This window comes from Micromonospora sp. WMMA1949 (assembly GCF_027460145.1).
Lineage (GTDB): Bacteria > Actinomycetota > Actinomycetes > Mycobacteriales > Micromonosporaceae > Micromonospora.
Genome location: NZ_JAPZBG010000001.1, coordinates 2,718,784 through 2,737,861, shown reverse-complemented (window position 1 = coordinate 2,737,861; position 19,078 = coordinate 2,718,784). Strand labels below are relative to the sequence as shown.

General features: G+C 74.4%; 18 protein-coding genes. 11 read left to right on the top strand and 7 right to left on the bottom strand.

The window, feature by feature from the left end:
- Positions 1 to 38: 38 nt before the first annotated feature.
- Complete coding sequence (locus O7607_RS12915; protein ID WP_269703414.1) at positions 39 to 995, top strand: zinc-binding dehydrogenase; 957 nt, start codon at positions 39 to 41, stop codon at positions 993 to 995.
- A gap of 7 nt (positions 996 to 1,002) precedes the next feature.
- On the opposite strand, the gene O7607_RS12910 is transcribed toward O7607_RS12915, so the two are convergent.
- From O7607_RS12910 to mobA, 3 genes are all read right to left on the bottom strand, one after another.
- Positions 1,003 to 2,103: a T3SS (YopN, CesT) and YbjN peptide-binding chaperone 1 gene (locus O7607_RS12910; RefSeq protein WP_269703413.1), complete on the bottom strand. Its 1,101-nt coding sequence runs from the start codon at positions 2,101 to 2,103 to the stop codon at positions 1,003 to 1,005.
- Positions 2,104 to 2,168: 65 nt separating this feature from the next.
- Positions 2,169 to 2,426 (bottom strand): DUF6457 domain-containing protein, encoded by a 258-nt coding sequence (locus tag O7607_RS12905; protein ID WP_091415945.1) that lies wholly within the window; start codon positions 2,424 to 2,426, stop codon positions 2,169 to 2,171.
- Positions 2,423 to 3,070 carry a molybdenum cofactor guanylyltransferase gene (gene mobA / locus O7607_RS12900; protein ID WP_269703411.1) on the bottom strand — a complete coding sequence of 216 codons (648 nt, stop codon included), beginning with the start codon at positions 3,068 to 3,070 and terminating at the stop codon, positions 2,423 to 2,425. Before mobA ends, O7607_RS12905 begins: the two co-directional genes overlap by 4 nt.
- Positions 3,071 to 3,196: 126 nt before the next feature.
- Between mobA and fdhD the strand changes: the two genes are divergently transcribed.
- Positions 3,197 to 4,051 carry a formate dehydrogenase accessory sulfurtransferase FdhD gene (fdhD, locus tag O7607_RS12895; RefSeq protein ID WP_269703408.1) on the top strand — a complete coding sequence of 285 codons (855 nt, stop codon included), beginning with the start codon at positions 3,197 to 3,199 and terminating at the stop codon, positions 4,049 to 4,051.
- 83 nt (positions 4,052 to 4,134) lie between these two features.
- On the opposite strand, the gene O7607_RS12890 is transcribed toward fdhD, so the two are convergent.
- The gene (locus O7607_RS12890) at positions 4,135 to 5,295 is read right to left on the bottom strand and encodes a DUF4192 domain-containing protein (protein ID WP_269703406.1); all 1,161 of its coding nucleotides are present in this window, start codon (positions 5,293 to 5,295) and stop codon (positions 4,135 to 4,137) included.
- Between the two features lie 152 nt (positions 5,296 to 5,447).
- Between O7607_RS12890 and O7607_RS12885 the strand changes: the two genes are divergently transcribed.
- From O7607_RS12885 to O7607_RS12865, 5 genes are all read left to right on the top strand, one after another.
- A complete protein-coding gene (locus tag O7607_RS12885; protein ID WP_269703404.1) occupies positions 5,448 to 6,362 on the top strand; it encodes a fructosamine kinase family protein in 915 nt (304 codons plus the stop codon).
- Complete coding sequence (gene moaA / locus O7607_RS12880) at positions 6,359 to 7,372, top strand: GTP 3',8-cyclase MoaA (RefSeq protein WP_269703402.1); 1,014 nt, start codon at positions 6,359 to 6,361, stop codon at positions 7,370 to 7,372. The genes O7607_RS12885 and moaA overlap by 4 nt, the downstream gene beginning before the upstream one ends.
- Before the next feature lie 2 nt (positions 7,373 to 7,374).
- Complete coding sequence (locus tag O7607_RS12875; RefSeq protein WP_269703400.1) at positions 7,375 to 7,620, top strand: MoaD/ThiS family protein; 246 nt, start codon at positions 7,375 to 7,377, stop codon at positions 7,618 to 7,620.
- 20 nt (positions 7,621 to 7,640) lie between these two features.
- A complete protein-coding gene (locus O7607_RS12870) occupies positions 7,641 to 8,903 on the top strand; it encodes a metallophosphoesterase (protein ID WP_269706963.1) in 1,263 nt (420 codons plus the stop codon).
- A 94-nt stretch (positions 8,904 to 8,997) separates the two neighbouring features.
- Positions 8,998 to 12,183 carry a UvrD-helicase domain-containing protein gene (locus O7607_RS12865; protein WP_269703399.1) on the top strand — a complete coding sequence of 1,062 codons (3,186 nt, stop codon included), beginning with the start codon at positions 8,998 to 9,000 and terminating at the stop codon, positions 12,181 to 12,183.
- Positions 12,184 to 12,234: 51 nt separating this feature from the next.
- Here O7607_RS12865 and O7607_RS12860 read toward each other — a convergent pair whose 3' ends face one another.
- Both O7607_RS12860 and O7607_RS12855 read right to left on the bottom strand, forming a co-directional pair.
- Complete coding sequence (locus O7607_RS12860; RefSeq protein ID WP_269703398.1) at positions 12,235 to 12,864, bottom strand: prepilin peptidase; 630 nt, start codon at positions 12,862 to 12,864, stop codon at positions 12,235 to 12,237.
- A gap of 11 nt (positions 12,865 to 12,875) precedes the next feature.
- A complete protein-coding gene (locus O7607_RS12855; protein WP_269703396.1) occupies positions 12,876 to 13,883 on the bottom strand; it encodes an EamA family transporter in 1,008 nt (335 codons plus the stop codon).
- Between the two features lie 85 nt (positions 13,884 to 13,968).
- On the opposite strand from O7607_RS12855, the gene O7607_RS12850 reads away from it, so the two are divergent.
- Together O7607_RS12850 and O7607_RS12845 are read left to right on the top strand one after the other, a co-directional pair.
- A complete protein-coding gene (locus O7607_RS12850) occupies positions 13,969 to 14,814 on the top strand; it encodes an LppU/SCO3897 family protein (protein ID WP_269703394.1) in 846 nt (281 codons plus the stop codon).
- Between the two features lie 143 nt (positions 14,815 to 14,957).
- Complete coding sequence (locus tag O7607_RS12845) at positions 14,958 to 16,193, top strand: ATP-binding protein (protein WP_269703393.1); 1,236 nt, start codon at positions 14,958 to 14,960, stop codon at positions 16,191 to 16,193.
- 19 nt (positions 16,194 to 16,212) lie between these two features.
- On the opposite strand, the gene O7607_RS12840 is transcribed toward O7607_RS12845, so the two are convergent.
- Positions 16,213 to 16,761, bottom strand: a complete 549-nt coding sequence (locus O7607_RS12840) for a GNAT family N-acetyltransferase (protein WP_269703392.1) — start codon at positions 16,759 to 16,761, stop codon at positions 16,213 to 16,215.
- 135 nt (positions 16,762 to 16,896) lie between these two features.
- Here O7607_RS12840 and O7607_RS12835 point away from each other — a divergent pair, with 135 nt between their 5' ends.
- Positions 16,897 to 17,442 (top strand): DoxX family protein, encoded by a 546-nt coding sequence (locus O7607_RS12835; RefSeq protein ID WP_269703391.1) that lies wholly within the window; start codon positions 16,897 to 16,899, stop codon positions 17,440 to 17,442.
- Positions 17,443 to 17,649: 207 nt separating this feature from the next.
- The gene (locus tag O7607_RS12830; protein WP_269703390.1) at positions 17,650 to 19,074 is read left to right on the top strand and encodes a glycosyltransferase 87 family protein; all 1,425 of its coding nucleotides are present in this window, start codon (positions 17,650 to 17,652) and stop codon (positions 19,072 to 19,074) included.
- Positions 19,075 to 19,078 lie beyond the last annotated feature (4 nt).

The following is a 19,078-nucleotide window of genomic DNA, read 5'->3' as shown; positions in this document are numbered from 1 at the left end:
GTCGTGCACTGGTGACCAGCGTGAAGCGAGGGGGCGGTATGCGTGCGGTGTGGCTGCGGGAGTTCGGCGGACCGGAGGTGCTCGTGCCCGGGACGGCACCCGACCCGGCACCCGGACCGGGCCAGGTCCTCGTCGACGTGGCACACGCGAACATCACGTTCGTCGAGACGATGTTCCGGGCCAGCGGCTTCGGGCCGTTCGGCACCGAACTGCCGGTGATCCCCGGCAACGGGGTCGGCGGCACGATCACCGCGCTGGGACCGGACGTCGACCCGGCGCTCGCCGGCCGCGTCGTGGTCACCGCCACCGGCGGCACCGGCGGGTACGCCGAGCGCGTCGTGGTCGACCGGGGTGCGCCTGTCCCCGTACCCCCGGGTTTGCCGCTGGACGCGGCGGTGGCGCTGATGGCCGACGGCCGGACCGCCCTGATGCTGGCCCGGGCGGCCGGGCTGCGGGCGGGTGACCGCGTCCTGGTCGAGGCGGCGGCCGGCGGCGTCGGGTCGTTGCTGACGCAGCTCGCGGCGGCGGCCGGGGCGACTGTGGTGGCCGCCGCCGGCGGCTCCCGCAAGGTGGACGTGCTCCGTGCCGCCGGCCTCGACGTGGTCGTCGACTACCGGCAGGCGGGCTGGACCGACCGGGTCCGGGAAGCCGTGGGCGCCGTCGACGTGGTGTTCGACGGCGTCGGCGGGCCGCTCGCCCGGGAGGCGTTCGACCTGCTCGACCCCGGCGGACGGATGCTCAGCTTCGGGCTGGCCGGCGGCACCTGGGCGGACATCCCGGCCGAGTCGGCAGCCGCACGCGGGGTGACGCTGCTGAGCCCCCGGCCCGGCCCGGACGAGCTGCGCGCCCTCACCGAGGCGGCGCTCGCCGAGGGCGCGGCCGGGCGGCTGCGGCCGCTGATCGGGCAGCGCTTCCCGCTGGAACGGGCCGCCGCCGCGCATGCCGCGATCGAGGCCCGGGAAACCCTGGGCAAGACCCTGCTCGACGTACGCTGAGCAGCGCTCAGAGGTACATGCCGGTGCGATGCTCCTCGGCCCGGGCCGGCTTGTCGCCCTCGCCGAAGAAGCGCTTGCCGCCGAACTCGCCGTGCAGACGGTCGTCCAGCTCGTCGGCGAGACCGGTCATCACCTGCACCGCGAGCATCAGGTGGGTGGGCTGGAAGTTGCGGCCGAACACCGGGATGGAGGCCCACACCGTGTCGTCGGCGCAGTAGAGCCGGCCGATCGGCATCCGGTTGGTCAGCTCGGAGAGCTTCACGTAGAGGCGCTCGGTCGGCTCCACCTCGGTCAGCACCGGCGAGAAGACGTCCACGAGCGGCGGATTGTCCCGCACCCGCACGAAGACCATGGCCGAGCCGGCCCGGATGTTGATGTCCCCGTCGGAGTCGACCTGAAGCTGGTCGGACGCGGACTTCAGCATGGTCGACACGACGGTGCGGACCCGCTCCTCCAGGGCCAGCACGTCGTTCTCGCCCGACTGCGCGGCCGCCGCCGCGGCCAGCGCCTCGTCCAGGTCGGCCTCGACGTCCCGGTCCGGGCCGAACTCGCTGCGCGCGGTACCGAGCGGTTCCGCCGGCAACGGCTCGCCCTCGGTGTCGTGCACCAGGTAGACGAGGAAGGCCGGATGCGGCGCGCCGTAGACGTCACGCAGCGTCCGGGAGAGCACGGCGGCCAGCCGGGTCGCCTCGTCGGTGCCGCAGTCCAGCCCGAACTGCTCCCCGGAACCCGGCACCACGCCCGGCGGCGACCAGCCGAGCGCCACCATGTCGGCCACCGCCGCCCGGTCCAGCCGGTAGCCCTGCGGCAGCGTGGCGTTGCCGACCGCGCGGGCCGAGAGGCGCCCCTCCTCGCCCGCGTCCACGCTCACCGAGTAGACGGCGTCCCCGGTGCCCGAGGCGGTCGGGTCGAGCGTGACCTCCAGGTGCCCACCGGCGGGCAGGGCGCGGAGCTGGTCGGCGAGCGCCCGGGCGAACTCCCGCCACGCCTCGGTGACCTTGGCCCGCAGATCGGCTGTGGTCGGCTCGTCGAGCAGGATCGACTCGTGGTGCTCCGGCGTGCCGCCGGCAGGCTTGTCGACCGGCGCCGAGGGGTGGTCTGCCGTCATGATCGCCTCCGTCCGTTCCCGCCACCCTACCCACGCGCGAGGGAGACCGAATCCCGCGCGAGGCGCTAATCCCCAGGTGTGGAACCACCCAGATCCACCGGCCAGGAACCGGCCAGCGCGCTGAGCCGCTCGGCCGCCGCGGCCGGGTCCGCGCCGCGCCCCACCGCCAGCCCCAGCAGGTACGCGGTGACCGGCGCGCCCGGCCGGACCACCTGGTGGGCCACGTCCCGGGCCACGTCGAGCACTGTCGGCACGGGCACCCCCGCCGGATCCAGGTCCAGTTCGGCGCAGACCGCCGTGACCCAGTCGTCCAGCACCGTCATCTCGTCCACTCCTCCGCCCGGCGTACGTCCTCGTCAGTGTCGCAGTCGAACCAGGGCGGCGGCCCGGACCCGGACCAGGACACGTCGCGTACGGCGACACCGGCCAGCAGCCCGCGTACCGGCGCCCCGTCGAGCGAGCCGCCCCGCGCCGCGGCGAGCCGGTCGAGGGCGGTCCGCAGGGCCGGTAGCCGCCAGACGGCGCACAGGTGCTGGCGGCGGCCGTCCCCGTCCACGTAGCAGGCGAGCGCGGGCTTCCGCCCGTCGACCACGTCGGGTCGGCCGGCGGGATGAGCGTTGGCCGGCCCTGCGGCGAGCGCGCGTCGCAGCTCGGCCACCGCGGCGGGGGTGAGCAGCGGCAGGTCGGCGGCGAGCACCGCGACAGTCGTCGTACCGGGGTCGAGCAGCGCCAGCCCGGCCGCCGTGGCGGCCACCGGACCGCCCCCGGGCGGCTCCTCCCGCGTCGTCCGGACCCCCTGCGGCACCGGGCCGGACGAGCCGACCACGATCCGCTGGTCCGCGTCGGCCACCGCGTCCAGCACCCGGTGCAGCATCGGCCGGCCGCCGACCGCACGGGCCGGCTTGTCCACTCCGCGCATCCGCCGGGCCGCACCACCGGCGAGCAGGATGGCCGCGTACCCCGTCATCGCCTCACAGTAGCCACGTGCCCGCCCTCCATCGTTGGTCGACGAGGTTTCGTCGCGGCGGCCGGGGCCGGGTGGGAAGACGTGGGGCGACGTGCGGCCGGTGGGACGCCCGGGGAGGATGGCGGCATGGGACGGGCGACTGATCGGCGTGGTGTGCTGCGGATCGACCTCGACGCGGCCGGGGACGGCCGGGGGCGGATCCGACGGCAGGACACCCTGGCCGTGGAGGAGCCGCTGGAGATCCGCGTCGGCGCGGCCGGTCCGGGCCGACGCCGGCCGCTGGCGGTGACCATGCGTACGCCCGGCGACGATCTCGACCTGGCGATCGGCTTCCTGCTCACCGAAGGGCTGATCCGGTCGGCGGAGGACGTGCACACCGCGCAGCTGTGCGCCGGGGCGGAGACGCCGAACACGTACAACGTGGTCGACGTGGTGCTCTCGCCCGGTGTGCCGGAGCCCGTCACCGACCCGTCGCGCAACTTCTACACCACCAGCTCGTGCGGCGTGTGCGGCAAGGCCAGCATCGACTCCGTACGGACCCGCTCGCAGTTCGCGGTGCGGGACGACCCGCTGGTGGTCACCGCCGAACTGCTGGCCGCGCTGCCGGACCGGCTGCGCGCCGCGCAGCGCGCCTTCGACCGCACCGGCGGCCTGCACGCCGCCGGCCTCTTCACCCCCGACGGGGAGCTGGTCGTGCTGCGCGAGGACGTCGGGCGGCACAACGCGGTGGACAAGGTGCTCGGCTGGGCCGCCCGGGAGGGGCGGCTGCCGCTGGCCGGGCACGTGCTGCTGGTCTCCGGGCGGGCCAGTTTCGAACTCACCCAGAAGGCGTGGATGGCGGGGGTGCCGCTGCTCGCGGCGGTGTCCGCACCCAGCACGCTCGCGGTCGAGCTGGCCGAGGAGGCCGGGATGACGCTTGTCGGTTTCCTGCGCGGGCCGACCATGAACGTCTACACCGGGGCGGCGCGCGTCGGCAGCTGACGGCACCGGCGTCGCGGACGTGGCCGTCCCGGCGGACGGGTGAGCGGTCTCCGGCCGGGTCGGCCCGGCGGACGGGTGAGCGGTCACCGGCGGGGTCGGCGTCGGCGGCGCCGCAGCACCGCGCCGTCGTCCGGACCGGGCCACCCGTCCAGCGCGGCCGGGGCGAGGCCGCGCCGGAGCGCCTCGTCGAGCAGCACCGCGAGCGAGTAGCCGGGGTGGGCGGACAGCACCCGCTCCAGGGCGACAGCGGCCAGTGCCCCGTGCCCACAGCGCCAGGCGGCGAACGCGAGCAGGCAGCCCGGCGCGGCGATCAGGTCCGGCTCGGCGCGTCGCAGCACGTCCGTCCAGAGGCTGATGTCCTCGTCCCGGCCGTCGGTGCGGGACCAGGCGTGGTCGCGTACGGCCACGTGGACGAGGAGCACCGTCAGCCAGGCCACCTCGTCGTCGTCCAGCCGCTCGCCGCGCCGCTGCCGGCGAAAGGCGGCACGCACTGCCGCCGTGCCCGCCGTCCGCACCGCACGCGGCGCCGCACCCGATGCGGGGCCGTCGGCCGGACCCAGCGACTGTCCGTCCGTCGCCGGGCCGTCCGCCGGGACCGGCGACTGTTTGCCCGGCTCGGAGCCGTCGATCGGCGCGCCGCCCACCGGGCCGCCCGACGACGCGGACGGAGGGCCGGTGAGCGCGGCCAGGCGGAGGCGCGCCCGGCCGGTGGCCCGGCGCATGGCGAGCCGGACCGGCCCATCGAGCGGGGACACCTGCGCGACCAGCGCAGCCCGATCGGGCAGCGCGACCTGACCGGCGAACACGGCAGCCGCGCTGACCTGGCTGGCGGCCGGGTCGTACGGGGTGCCCTCGGGCGGGCAGCAGGACGGCTCGGCGCAGAGGTACGAGAACCAGCGGCCCTCGGTGACGCGCAGCGCGTCGAGCACGACCAGCCCGGTGGCGGTCAGCGCGTCGCCGATCGCGTCCACGATCCCTGTCACCCGGGCGGCCGGACCGTAGCCGACGACCGTGGCGGCGTCGGCGTCCTGCCGGGCCACCACCTGTGCCAGGTGCCGGGCCGCCGGGCCGGGGTCGGCGCCGGGTGCGGGCAGGTCGCCGCGGGCGGCGAAGACGACGCGCCGGCCGCGTACCGCGACCACCACGACGCTGTCGGCGGGATGGAAGCCGAGCAGGTAGGGCACGGCCGCGACCATGTCGGCCGGTGAGCGGACGGAGAGGCGCGCTGGCTCGGTGGAGTTCATGCCGGGAGCGTGGGCGGTGGCGGACCACCGCGTCCGCCCCTGTGGACGACACGCCGTCCGTCCACAGATACGGAGCGTATCGGTCCAGGTCAGCGGCAATCGGCGGCGCTTCTCGGCACACGGATGTCCGAGGTAACCGCTACCTTGCGCACATGGACCTGGCATACCTGCGGGCACACCCGGAGCACCTGCCTACCTTCCTGACCCACCAGCGGATCCGGGAGACGCCGGTCTCCGGTGGTGACATCTGCGCCGCCTCCCGGCTCACGCTCGACGACGGGCACTCGGTGTTCGCGAAGACGTGGCCGGAACGGGCCACGCGTCCGCTGCCGGAGGGCTTCTTCGCCGCCGAGGCGGCCGGGCTGCACTGGCTGCGCGAGGCCGGCTCGGTGCCCGTACCGGACGTGCTGGTCGCGTTGCCCGACCTGCTGGCGCTCGACTGGGTGGAGCCCGGCGAGCCCACGCCGGAGGCCGCAGAGGCGTTCGGCCGCGACCTGGCCGGGCTGCACCGCGCCGGGGCGCCCGCGTTCGGCGCGGACCGGGCCGGGTTCATCGGCGCGCTGCCGCAGGACAACACGCCCGACCCCGGTCCCTGGCCGGACTGGTTCGCCCGGCGCCGACTCCTTCCCTACCTGCGCATGTCGGTCGACGGCGGCGCGCTCGACGGCGCCGGGGCGGCGCTCGTCGAGCAGGTCGTCGACCGGATCGGCGAGTTCGGCGGTGACGAGCCGCCCGCCCGGCTGCACGGCGATCTCTGGCCGGGCAACCTGCTCTGGGGCGCCGACGGCCGGGTGTGGCTGGTCGACCCGGCCGCGCACGGCGGTCACCGCGAGACCGACCTGGCGCAGCTCGCGCTGTTCGGCGGCCCACCGCACCTGGATCGGATCATGGCCGCCTACCGGGAGGCGTGGCCACCGGCCGACGGGTGGCGGGAACGGGTGCCGCTGCATCAGCTGCATCTGCTGCTCGTGCACACCGCGATCTTCGGTGCCGCGTACGCGGACGCCGTACGCTCCACCGCCCGTGCCGCCCTCCGGGGGCCCGACCGCGCTACGGTCGACAGATGAGCGCCCCCCGGACGGCCGACGGCGTCCTCGCCGACCGGTACGGCCGTGTCGCCCGGGACCTGCGGGTCTCGCTCACCGACAAGTGCAACCTGCGCTGCACCTACTGCATGCCGGCGGAGGGTCTGCCCTGGCTGGCCAATCCGCAACTGCTCACCGACGACGAGATCGTCCGACTGGTGGGTGTCGCGGTGTCCCGGCTCGGCATCACCGAGGTGCGCTTCACCGGCGGTGAGCCGCTCATCCGGCCCGGCCTGCCCGGCATCGTGGCGGCGGTCGCCGCGCTCACGCCCCGGCCGCGCATCTCGCTGACCACGAACGGCATCGGCCTGGCCCGGATGGCGTCCGCGCTGCGCGAAGCCGGGCTGGACCGCGTCAACGTCTCGCTCGACACGCTGGACCGGGACCGGTTCACCGCGCTGACCCGCCGGGACCGGCTCGCCGACGTAATCGCCGGGCTGGCCGGGGCCGCGGAGGCCGGGCTGACCCCTGTGAAGATCAATTCGGTGCTCATGCGCGGCACGAACGACGACGAGGCGCCCGCGCTGCTCCGGTTCGCGCTCGCGCACGGCTACGAGCTGCGGTTCATCGAGCAGATGCCGCTCGACGCGCAGCACGGCTGGGACCGCTCGACGATGGTCACCGCCGACGAGATCCTGGCCTCCCTGCAGGCCGCGTTCGCGCTGACGCCGGACCCCTCCGAGCGGGGCGCGGCACCGGCCGAGACGTGGCTGGTGGACGGTGGGCCGGCCCGGGTCGGGGTGATCGCCAGCGTGACCCGGCCGTTCTGCGGCGACTGCGACCGCACCCGGCTCACCGCCGACGGCCAGGTGCGCAACTGCCTGTTCGCCACCGAGGAGTCGGACCTGCGCGGCGCGTTGCGCGACGGCGCCGACGACGAGGAACTGGCCCGCCGCTGGCGCGCCGCGATGTGGGCCAAGCGGGCCGGGCACGGCATCGACGATCCGACGTTCCTCCAGCCCGCGCGCTCGATGTCGGCGATCGGAGGCTGAGGATGGAACTCACGGTCCGCTATTTCGCCGGCGCCCGGGCTGCCGCCGGTCGCTCCGAGGAGACCGCATCCGCCGGCCGCTCTCTGGACGAACTCCTCGATGACCTGACCGCCCGGCACGGCGAACGCCTCGCGGTGGTGCTGAAGGCGGCGAGTTTTCTGGTCGACGGCGTGGCCTGTCATGATCGACGGGCACTGTTGCCGGCCGGGGTGACGGTGGACGTGCTGCCGCCCTTCGCGGGCGGCTGAGGAGGGCACACGTGCTGGCCATGGCGGCATTCCTGGGCTTCGTCGTGCTCGTGATCGGCCTGATCCACTTCTACCTGTGGAAGCGGCTGGTTCGGGACACCACGCGCCCGGGGCGGTGGCGCCGGGCGGGCACGGTGGCGATCGCGGCGCTGGCGGTGCTCGTACCGGTGACCATGGCCGGCACGCGCAACGGCTGGTACTGGCTCGCCTGGCCCGGCTACCTCTGGGTCGCGCTGATGTTCTACCTGCTGGTGCTGCTGCTGGTGCTCGAAGTGCCGACCGCGGTGGTCCGGCTGGTGCTGCGCCGCCGGGCCCGCTCGGCGGTCGCCGCCGGCCCGGAGCCCGAGCCCGCACTCGTGGGCGCGGCGACGGCGGAGGGTGCGACGACGCCGCCGGTCGACAACGCCGACGTGCCGCCGGCCGGCACCCCCGCGCCGGACCACGACCCCTCCCGGCGGTTGCTGCTCGCCCGCGGGGCGGCGATCTTCGCCGGGCTCACCGCCGCCGGCGTCACCGGGTACGGCGTCCGCACCGCGATGGGTCCGCCGCAGCTCGACCGGGTGCAGATCCCGCTGGCGAAGCTGCCCCGGAGCATGGACGGCCTGCGTATCGCCACCGTCTCCGACATCCACCTCGGGCCGTTGCGCGGCCGGGCGCACACCGAGCGGATCGTCGCGATGATCAACCGGATGGACGCCGACCTGGTCGCCGTGGTCGGTGACCTGGTCGACGGCACGGTGGCCGAGCTGGGCGAGGCCGCCGAGCCGCTGCGCGACCTGCGGTCCCGGTACGGCAACTTCTTCGTCACCGGCAACCACGAGTACTACTCGGGCGTGGAGGAGTGGGTCCGCGAGGTGGACCGGCTCGGCCTGCGGGTGCTCCAGAACGAGCGGCAGGAGATCCAGGCCCGGGGTGGCGTGCTGGATCTGGCCGGGGTGAACGACGTGAGCGCCGCCGGGACCGGAGTGGCCGGGCCCGCCGACTACGCCGCCGCCCTCGGCGACCGTGACCCGAGCCGGCCGGTGGTGCTGCTGGCGCACCAGCCGGTGGCCGCGCAGGAGGCGGCGAAGTTCGGCGTCGACCTCCAGCTCTCCGGGCACACCCACGGCGGCCAGATGGTGCCGTTCAACCTGGCGGTGAAGCTCGAACAGCCGGTGGTCTCCGGTCTCGGCGAGGTCGACGGCACGAAGGTGTACGTCACGAACGGCGCCGGTTTCTGGGGCCCGCCGGTACGGGTGGGTGCGCCTCCCCAGGTGACGCTCGTCGAGCTGCGCGCGCAATAGCGTGCCGGGGCCGCCGAGTCCAGCACCGCATTGCTCAGGTCACCCGTACGCGTGGCGACGGGCGGGCGGTGGACCGGACGTGACAGGATGCGGCGTGCCTCCGTTCAGCGCCGCACCCCCCGGTGGCCTCCCGCCGTACGTCGCGGATCTGCACATCCACTCGAAGTACTCCCGCGCGTGCAGCCGCGACCTGACCCTGCCGAACCTGGCCTGGTGGGCCCGGCGCAAGGGCATCGGCGTGCTCGGCACCGGCGACTTCACCCATCCCGCCTGGTACGACCACCTGCGCGAGACGCTGCACCCGGCCGAGCCGGGCCTGTACCGCCTCTCGCCCGAGGCGGAGCGGGACGTGGCCCGGCGGTTGCCGCCCCGCCTCGCGAGTGAGGCGGAGGCCGACCCGGTCCGGTTCATGCTGAGCGTGGAGATCTCCACGATCTACAAGCGCGACGACCGCACCCGCAAGGTGCACCACCTGATCTACCTGCCGGACCTGGACGCGGTGGCCCGGTTCAACACCGCGCTGGGCCGGATCGGCAACCTCGGCTCGGACGGCCGGCCGATCCTCGGGCTGGACTCCCGCGACCTGCTGGAGATCACGCTGGAGGCGAGCCCGGACGGCTACCTGGTGCCCGCGCACATCTGGACGCCCTGGTTCTCCGCGCTCGGTTCGAAGTCCGGCTTCGACGCGATCGCGGACTGCTACGCCGACCTGGCCGAGCACATCTTCGCGGTGGAGACCGGTCTGTCGTCCGACCCGGAGATGAACTGGCGGGTCGGCAGCCTGGACCGCTACCAGCTGGTGTCGAACTCGGACGCGCACTCGCCGCCCGCGCTGGCCCGGGAGGCCACGGTCCTCACCGCCGCGCGCGACTACTTCGCCATCCGGGAGGCGCTGCGGACCGGCGACGGGCTCGCGGGCACCGTGGAGTTCTTCCCGGAGGAGGGCAAGTACCACGCTGACGGGCACCGCCTGTGCGGGGTGAACTGGTCGCCGGAGCGGACCCGCGAGGCGGGCGGACGCTGCCCGGAGTGCGGCAAACCGCTGACGGTGGGCGTACTCAGCCGGGTCGAGGAGCTGGCGGACCGGCCGGTGGGTCACCGTCCGGCGCACGCGCGCGAGGTGGCGCACCTGGTGCCGCTGGCCGAGATCCTGGGTGAGCTGAACCGGGTCGGCGCGCGGTCGAAGAAGGTCGAGGGCAAGCTCAACGAGCTGATCGCCGCGCTCGGCCCGGAGCTGGAGATCCTGACGCGTACCCCGATCGAGGAGATCGGCCGGGTCGGCGGCGAGCTGCTCGCGGAGGGCATCGGCCGGCTGCGCCGCGGCGACGTGCGCCGGGTGCCGGGCTACGACGGCGAGTACGGCGTGATCACCCTGTTCGATCCGGCGGAACTGGGCGCCTCGGGTGGCCGGGCCGGGCAGGAGACGCTGTTCGACGTACCGGTGCCCGCGCAGCGGCGGCCCGCGGAGCCGGCACCGAAGCCGAAGGCCAAGCGCCCGGCGGCGGCCCGGCCGGAGCCGAAGCGCACGCCGCCGCCCGCGCCTCCGATCGCGCCGCCGCCGTCTCCGCACGAACCGTTCGAGCCGATGCTCGCCGGGATGGAGGAGGTCGGCACCGGCCTGCTGGACCGGCTGGACGCGATGCAGCGGGTGGCCGCGTCGGCGCCGGGTGGTCCGCTGCTCATCGTGGCCGGTCCGGGCACCGGCAAGACGCGGACGCTCACCCACCGGATCGCGTACCTCTGCGCGGAGCTGAACGTCTTCCCCGACCAGTGCCTGGCGATCACGTTCACCCGGCGGGCGGCCGAGGAGCTGCGGCACCGGCTGGACGGGCTGCTCGGGCCGGTCGCCGAGGACGTCACGGTCGGCACGTTCCACTCGCTCGGCCTGACCGTGCTGCGGGAGAACGCGGCGGCGGCCGGGCTGCCGGCGGACTTCCGGATCGCCGACGACGCGGACCGGGCGGCGGCGCGCGCCGAGGCCGGTGACGACGACGAGCGGTACGTGGCACTGCTGCGCAAGCGGGACCTGGTCGACCTGGACGAGCTGCTGACGCTGCCGGTGGCCCTGCTCAAGGGGGACCGGAAGCTGGTGCGGGAGTACCGCGAGCGGTGGAAGTGGATCTTCGTCGACGAGTACCAGGACGTCGACGCGGTGCAGTACGACCTGCTGCGGCTGCTCAGCCCGCCGGACGGCAACCTGTGCGCGATCGGTGACCCGGACCAGGCGATCTACTCGTTCCGGGGTGCGGACGTGGGTTACTTCCTGCGCTTCTCGCAGGACTTCACCGACGCCCGGCTGGTCCGGCTGAACCGCAACTACCGTTCCTCGGCGCCGATCCTGGCCGCTGCCGTGCAGGCCATCGCGCCGTCGTCGCTGGTGCGCGGCCGGCGCCTCGACCCGGCCCGGCTCGACCCGGAGGCGCCGCTCGTCGGCCGGTACGCGGCGAGTTCTCCCCACGACGAGGCCGACTTCGTGGTCCGTACCGTGGACGAACTGGTCGGCGGCCTGTCCCACCGCTCGCTCGACTCGGGGCGGATCGACGGGCGGGCCACCTCGCTGTCCTTCTCCGACATCGCGGTGCTGTACCGCACCGACGCGCAGGCCGCACCGATCGTGGACGCGCTGGCCCGGGCGAACATCCCGGTGCAGAAGCGCTCGCACGACCGGCTGCGCGACCGTCCCGGCGTACCGGCGATCGCCCGCGAACTGCGCCACGCCGGACTCGACGGCTCGCTCACCGCCCGGGTACGCCAGGCCGGGCAGATCCTCGCCGAGCGGTTCGCGGTGCCCACGCTCGACGGCTCCGGCGCGGTACGCCCCGAGGACGTCCGCACCGCGGTGGACCTGCTCACCCCGCTGGCCCGGCGGTGCGGCGACGACCTGGAGCTGTTCCTCAACCAGCTCGCCACCGGCGCGGAGGTGGACGCGCTCGACCCGCGCGCCGAAGCGGTCACGCTGCTCACGCTGCATGCCGCGAAGGGCCTGGAGTTCCCGGTGGTGTTCCTGGTCGGCGCCGAGGACGGCCTGCTGCCGCTGCGCTGGCCCGGCTCCGAGCCGGACGACGACGCGGTGGCCGAGGAGCGACGGCTGTTCTTCGTCGGGCTGACCCGGGCGCAGGACCGGCTCTACGTCAGCCACGCGGGCCGCCGCGCCCGGCACGGCGCGGAACGCGACACCCGCCCGTCGCCGTTCCTCGACGTGATCGACCCGGCGCTGTTCGAGCGCCTGGACGCGACCGAACCCCGCCGCCCGAAGGACCACCAGCTCCGGCTGATCTGACGGCGGCGGGTCCGGCGGGCCACGGACACGGGCCGGGCCGGTTGGCGGCGATCAGGTGAGGACGGCCGCGAGCCACGCGCCGCCGAGCAGCGCCGGGCCGAACGGCACCGGCGTGTCCCGGCGTACCCGGCCGGCGGCGAGCAGGACGAGCACCGCCACTCCGGCGAGCACGTGCGGCAGGAACAGGCCGAGCCGCAGTGCCGGCCAGCCGAGCCAGCCCAGCGGCAGCCCGAGCGCGGCGGCGAGCTTCACGTCGCCGAAGCCGAGCCGGGCGCGGGGCAGCAGGGCCAGCAGCGCGTACCCGACGAAGGAGAGCGCGGCCCCGCCCACCGCGACGGCCAGGCGGCGCGGTTCGCCGGTCGCCGCCGTGGCCGCGATCAGGCCGAGCCCGCCGCCGAGCGCGACCACGCCGACCAGCGGGTCGGGCAGACGCAGCGCCGTCACGTCGGTGACCCCGAGGACCAGCCCGACGGCGGCGACCAGCAGCAGCGCGGGCAGCGCCGGGTCGGTGCCCCTGGTGGCGGCGAGCCCGCCGAACACCACGACACCTGCCAGGGCGAGGGTGCTCCGGCGCGGAGCGTCGCCAGGGTGCCCTGGGACGAGCGACCGGCCGACCGGCACGGCCGCCCACCCGGCTGGTGCGCCGAGCAGCGCGATCCCCGTCACCAGCACCGCCGACACGGGCCGGGACGCTACCGCCCGGCCGGCTCCCCGGCCGTCCCGTCGACGGCTGGTGGCGGGGACCGGCGGGGCCGCTCGGTGCTCACCACCACCGCCACGCCGACCACGATGACCGCGCCGCCCATCAGCACCTGCGAGGTGATCGGTTCCGCGACGAACAACGCGCCGAGCGCCACCGCGACCACCGGGTTCACGTACGCGTACGTGGAGACCAGGGAGATCGGCGCGTGGGCGAGCAGCCAGACGTACGCGGTGAAGGCGACGAGCGATCCGGCCACCATCAGGTAGGCCATCGCCGCCCAGGACCGACCGGTCACGTCGGCGAAGGAGAAGCCGCGCAGCTCCCCGCGGGCCACGCCGACGAGCGCGAGCACCGTCGCACCGGCGACCATCTCGTAGACGGTGGCCACGAACGGGTCGGCGGGCATCGCGATCCTGCCGGACAGGTACGAGCCGACCGACCAGCTCGTCGCGGCGGCGACCACTGTGAGCGCGCCGGCCACCGGCACGCCGTCGACACCGTCCCGGGGCAGCACGAGCAGGACCAGACCGGCGAAGCCGAGGGCCACCCCGGCGAACGTCCACGGTCGTGGCCGGTCGCCACCCGCCGTGCGCAGCAGCACCACGAGCAGCGGCACGGTGGCGACGAGCAACGCCGCGACACCGGACGGTACGGCGGTCCCGGGCGGGCCGGACTCGGCGAGCACCACCAGTCCGTTGCCGCCCGCCAGCAGCAGCACGCCGATGAGCGCGGCGGAGCCGACGCGGCGCGCGGGCACCCGCAACGCACCGGGTCCGCGTCGCAGGCGCAGCACCACGGCGAGCACCACCGCGGCGGCGGCGAACCGCATCGCCGCTGAAATGAGCGGCGGCAACGACTCGACAGCGACCCGGATGCCCAGGTACGTCGAGCCCCAGAGCAGGTAGACCAGCACGAGTGCGGTCCAGATCAGGGCGGTGCGGGCGGGCGGCGTCGCGGAATCGACAACGTTCGTCGCACTCGTGGGGCGTGAGCTCATCGTCTGACCACGCTACGGTGGCCACGGCGTCGGCGTCCCCAGTTGGTGGCCGGCCTCTCAGCACTGGCGTACGCAGGAGGCGTTCATGTCGAACTTCGGTCCACCGGGTGGCGGCTCTCCCGAGCCGTGGGGACGGCCCGACGACGGCTACGCCCCGCAGCCCGACCCCCGTTACGCCCCGCAGGGCGACCCGCGTTACGCCCCGCAGCCGGATCCGCGGTACGGCCCGCCGCCGGGCGCACGGCCGTACGGCCCCGCCGACCAGTACGGCCCCGCCGACCAGTACGGGCCGCCCGACCAGTACGGGCCCGCCGACCGGTACGGGCCGCCGGCCGATCAGTACGGGCCGCCGACGCAGCGCTTCGAGCCGGGTTCGGCCTGGTCCCCGCAGCAGGGCCAACCGGGTGACCCCTACGCCGGACCGCAGTACGGCGGTGGGCTTCCGCCGTACGCCGAGCCGACGCCGCCGCCGAAGCGGGGCAAGGGCCCGCTGGTGGTGGTGGTGGTCGTGCTGGCCGTGCTGCTGCTGGGCGGCGCCGGGGCGTACTGGATGCTGGGCCGGGACGAGCAGACCCCGACCGGCGGCACGACCGCTGCCACCGCGCCGGCCGCGGATCCGACCGGTGAGGCCGCGCCGAGCGAGCCGGCCGACACGACGCCCACGACGGCGGCCCCGGCCTCCTCGACCGATCCGCGCTTCGTCAAGGCGGGCCAGTGCGTCGCCAACGAGGGCGGCGGAGGCCAGCCGAAGCTGGTGATCGCCGACTGCGCCCCGAAGACGTACGAGGTGCTGCGCCGCATCGACGGCGCGACGAGCGGCAAGAAGGACGCGGAGGCCAAGTGCGGGAAGGTGGCCGGGTACACCGACTGGTACTTCTTCGACAGCGAGCTGGACACGCTCGACTTCGTGCTCTGCCTGAAGCGCCGCTGACCCTCCACGAATGTCGGTAACCAAAACTAGGGCTGTCTAGCATCCACGCTAGACAGCCCTAGTTTTGTATCGAGGCCGACACGCGGTAGCCGCCTCTACGCGCATCTAGCCTGGTCGCTAGAGAACCCGATACTGTGCGATTCGTGGATCCGGTCCGCAACCCGTACGCACCGGGCGCCGGCCAGCGCCCGCCCGAACTCGCCGGGCGGGGGCGGGAACTGGACGTCTTCGACGTGGTGCTGGAACGGATCGCCCGCGGCCGGCCCGAACGCAGCCTGATGCTCACCGGCCTGCGTGGGGTGGGCAAGACGGTCCTGCTCAACACGCTGCGCTCCGAGGCGATCAGCCACCTCTGGGGCACCGGCAAGATCGAGGCCCGGCCGGACCAGTCGCTGCGCCGCCCGATCGCCGCCGCGCTACACATGGCGGTCCGCGAACTGGCACCCCGGCACCGCGCCCCGGACCGGATCGACGCGTTCCTCGGCGTCCTCAAGGCGTTCGCGCAACGCTCCGCCCCCACCGGGCGCGGCAGCGCGGCGCCCAAGCTGCGCGACCGCTGGCAGCCCGGCATCGACGTACCGGCGAGCAGCGGGCGCGCCGACTCCGGCGACATCGAGATCGACCTGGTCGAACTGCTCAGCGACGCGGCGGCGGTCGCCACCGACGTCGGCACCGGCATCGCGATCTTCATCGACGAGATGCAGGACGTCGGCGCCGAGGACGTCTCCGCGCTCTGCGCCGCCTGCCACGAGCTGTCCCAGCTCGGCGCGCCGCTCATCGTCGTGGGCGCGGGCCTGCCGCACCTGCCCGCGGTCCTCAGCGCCGCCAAGTCCTACTCCGAGCGGCTCTACCGCTACCAGCGCATCGACCGGCTCGACCGGATCGCCGCCGACCAGGCACTCTGCGCCCCGGCCGAGCGGGAGGAGGTCGAGTACGAGCAGAAAGCCCTCGACCTGCTCTACGAGAAGTCCGGCGGCTATCCCTACTTCGTCCAGGCGTACGGCAAGGCAACCTGGGACCACGCGCCCCGCTCGCCGATCACCGCGGCGGACGTCCGGGTCGCCGCGCCCGAGGCCGAGGCCGAGCTGGCGGTGGGGTTCTTCGGTTCCCGGTTCGAGCGGGCCACGCCGGCCGAACGCGAGTACATGCGCGCGATGGCCACGCTGGCGCTGGTCGACGGCGAGGAGGGCGGCCGGGACGACATGGACGCGGCGGTGCCGACCGCCGAGATCGCCCGCGCGCTCGGCCGCAAGCCGGCCAGCCTGTCCCCGGCCCGGGACGCGCTGATCAAGAAGGGGCTGATCTACTCCGGCGAGCGGGGGACGGTGGCGTTCACCGTGCCGCACTTCGGCCGCTACCTGCGCACCCAGCCCGCCTGACGGCTGCTCTGAAACGGCCTCAGACGCGCGACCACGGTGGCGGGAAGACCACCTCGCCGGCCGGCGGTGGCGGCTCCTCGCTCACCGTCGGCGGCAGCACCAGCGCCTGCCACGGCTCACCCAGCCCGGACCAGGGGCTGGTCAGGCCCAGCCGGTCCGCCGGGCCGAACCCGAACCGCCGGTAGTACGCCGGATCCCCCAGCACCACCACCAGCCGCTCGCCCAACTCGGCTGCCGCGTCCAGCGCCGCCTGCACCGCCGCCGTGCCGTGCCCCAGCCGCTGCCGGTGCCGTGCCACAGCCACCGGACCCAGGGCCAGCGCCGGCCACGTACGACCGTCGTCGGTGCGTACGCCCACGCGCGTGAGCAGCGCGTACGCCACCACCTCGCCGCCGTACTCGGCGACCATGGCCAGCTCCGGGATCCACGCCGGGCTGTGCCGCAACTCCTCGACCAGGCCGACCTCCGGTGGGGTGGCCACGTCGGGGCGGGCGAAGGCGGCGGCCAGCACCCGGGCCACCGGCGCCTCGTCGGCGGGGCCCTCCGGGCGCAGTCGCAGCGTCGTCACCCGCGCGACCTTACCGAACGCGACCGGTCCATCCGCGACGGTCGCTGAAATCGATACCGTTCGGACGTCCACGTCGGCCGATACCTTTCGTGTGTTGCGGGGATGACGACGCCCTCGACGGGGTAAGACTGAGCCATGAAGCCCGTGCGCTCCCTCGCCCGAGTCATGTTGAGCGGCATCTTCGTGGTCAGCGGCGCCCGCAACCTGCGCAACCCGGAACGTCTGGTGCAGGCCGCGGAACCGGTCACCGGGAAGGTCGCTCCGCTCATCCGGAACGTGCACCCCCGCATCCCCACCGACACGGTCTCGCTCATCCGGGCCAACGCCGCCACCCAGCTCGTCGGCGGCCTGATGCTCGCGACCGGCCGGTTCACCCGCCCGGCCGCGCTGGTGCTCGCGGGCACGCTGGTTCCGACGACCGCCGCCGGTCACCCCTTCTGGACCAACGACGACCCGGCCGCCCGCAACAACAACCAGGTTCACTTCCTGAAGAACGTCGGCCTGCTCGGTGGCCTCCTCCTCGCCGCCGCCGACACCGAGGGCAAGCCGGGCCTGCGCTGGCGCGCCGGCCACCAGATCGACCACTCGCGCCGGTCGGTCAAGCGCGCGGTCCGTACCGCGCGTCGCGAGGCGAAGATCGCGGTACGCTCCGCGGCCACCGCCCGCCGCATGCCCGGCTGACCAGGCATTTCGTACGGCCCACCACCCCCCGCAAGGCCACCAATCACCTGAACCATCCGAGACCCGTTAACGCGGTGGAAATGTCGCAAACACGTGTGGGATCGGACACGGTCGCGTAACGCGGGAGGCAGCAACGTGAGGCGCCGTTCTAGGCTCCGTGCTGGACCTGGACGGGTACGACGACCTTGGTACGGGGGTGGCCACGCCATGCCGACGACAGTCGGTAGACGGACCAACCGCCTCGCTCCGACCTCCCGCGTCGACCGCCGGATCGTCGTGCGTCTCGGCGTCGTCGCCGCCGTGTCGTACGCCGCGTGGCTCGCCATCGGCGCCTTCGGACGGCCGTACAACTTCTTCGACATGAAGATCTACCACGGCGCCGTGCTGTGGTGGGCCGGCGGCAACGAGCTGTACGACTTCGTCGCGCCCTCGACCACGCTGGGCTTCACCTACCCGCCGTTCGCCGCCCTGGTCATGCTGCCGATGTCCTGGCTGCCGGTCGACGGCGCCGGCTTCGTCAACGCGCTCGCCAGCATCGGCGCACTCGCCGTCGTCCTCGCGGCGCTGCTGCGTCCCGTCGTGGATCGGCTCGGCTGGCCGCTCTGGTTCACGGTCGGCATCGCCACCCCGCTCGCCGTCGCCATCGAGCCGTCCCGGGAGACGCTCGGCTACGGGCAGGTCAACCTGCTGCTGTTCGCGCTGATCATGGCGGACATGGTGGGCCTGCGCTGGCGGGCCAAGCGGGGCACCCACTACGAGACCGCCGATTCGCCGCTGGCCCGGTTCGTCTACAGCGGCGCCTGGGCCGGTGTCGGGATCGGGCTCGCCACCGCGGTCAAGCTCACCCCGGCGCTGTTCGTGGCCTACCTGATGCTGACCCGGCAGTGGCGGGCCGCGCTCACCGCTGTCGCCACCACGACCGGCGTGACAGTCGCGACGTTCGGTGTGGTCGGTGAGGAGTCCCGCGCGTACTTCGCCGGTGTGCTCTGGCAGACCGAACGGGTCGGCGCGGCGGACATGACCGCCAACCAGTCCCTCGCCGGTCTGCTGGCGCGGCTCTACGACTCGATCGAGACGCCCGGCCTGCTCTGGCTGGCGTTCTCGGTGCTGATCCTGGCGCTGGGCCTCTCCCGCGCGATGAGCGCCCGCGCCGACGGCGACGAGCTGACCGCGTTCACGCTGGTCGGGCTCACCGCCAACGTGATCAGCCCGATCTCCTGGTCGCATCACCTGATCTGGGTCATCCCGGCGATCATCGTGCTGGCCGACGCCGCGGTCCGCCGCCGCGACGCCAGCCGTGGCCTGCCGCTGCGCGGCACCGGCGGCCCGTCGGCCAACGGGGTGCCGGCACTGCGTCCGCCGATCTGGTACCCGACGCTCACCGGGCTCCGCCACGGCGTCGGCGCGCTCGGGCTCTACCTGCTGTTCCTGATCTCACCGATCTGGCCGTACGAGCACCAGCTCCCCGAGGTGTCCCACTACCAGGACGGCCTGTTCGGCGCGCTGATGGAGAACTCCCTGGCCATCGCACTGATCGTGCTCGTGGCGGCGCTGCCGTGGCGACCCGGCGCGGAGCCGGCGTTCTACCACGACCGGTGGGGCCGTACCGCCGCGCTCGCCGCCCGGCGCTGAGCCC

Bases quoted from the DNA above. Each gene is read 5' to 3' on its own strand.
- O7607_RS12855 (WP_269703396.1), bottom strand. From the start codon at position 13,883: ATGAGCTCACGCCCCACGAGTGCGACGAACGTTGTCGATTCCGCGACG.
- mobA (WP_269703411.1), bottom strand. From the start codon at position 3,070: ATGACGGGGTACGCGGCCATCCTGCTCGCCGGTGGTGCGGCCCGGCGG.
- O7607_RS12875 (WP_269703400.1), top strand. From the start codon at position 7,375: ATGGAACTCACGGTCCGCTATTTCGCCGGCGCCCGGGCTGCCGCCGGT.
- O7607_RS12910 (WP_269703413.1), bottom strand. From the start codon at position 2,103: ATGACGGCAGACCACCCCTCGGCGCCGGTCGACAAGCCTGCCGGCGGC.
- O7607_RS12850 (WP_269703394.1), top strand. From the start codon at position 13,969: ATGTCGAACTTCGGTCCACCGGGTGGCGGCTCTCCCGAGCCGTGGGGA.
- O7607_RS12830 (WP_269703390.1), top strand. From the start codon at position 17,650: ATGCCGACGACAGTCGGTAGACGGACCAACCGCCTCGCTCCGACCTCC.
- O7607_RS12835 (WP_269703391.1), top strand. From the start codon at position 16,897: ATGAAGCCCGTGCGCTCCCTCGCCCGAGTCATGTTGAGCGGCATCTTC.
- O7607_RS12905 (WP_091415945.1), bottom strand. From the start codon at position 2,426: ATGACGGTGCTGGACGACTGGGTCACGGCGGTCTGCGCCGAACTGGAC.
- O7607_RS12915 (WP_269703414.1), top strand. From the start codon at position 39: ATGCGTGCGGTGTGGCTGCGGGAGTTCGGCGGACCGGAGGTGCTCGTG.
- O7607_RS12870 (WP_269706963.1), top strand. From the start codon at position 7,641: ATGGCGGCATTCCTGGGCTTCGTCGTGCTCGTGATCGGCCTGATCCAC.
- O7607_RS12890 (WP_269703406.1), bottom strand. From the start codon at position 5,295: ATGAACTCCACCGAGCCAGCGCGCCTCTCCGTCCGCTCACCGGCCGAC.
- moaA (WP_269703402.1), top strand. From the start codon at position 6,359: ATGAGCGCCCCCCGGACGGCCGACGGCGTCCTCGCCGACCGGTACGGC.
- fdhD (WP_269703408.1), top strand. From the start codon at position 3,197: ATGGGACGGGCGACTGATCGGCGTGGTGTGCTGCGGATCGACCTCGAC.
- O7607_RS12885 (WP_269703404.1), top strand. From the start codon at position 5,448: ATGGACCTGGCATACCTGCGGGCACACCCGGAGCACCTGCCTACCTTC.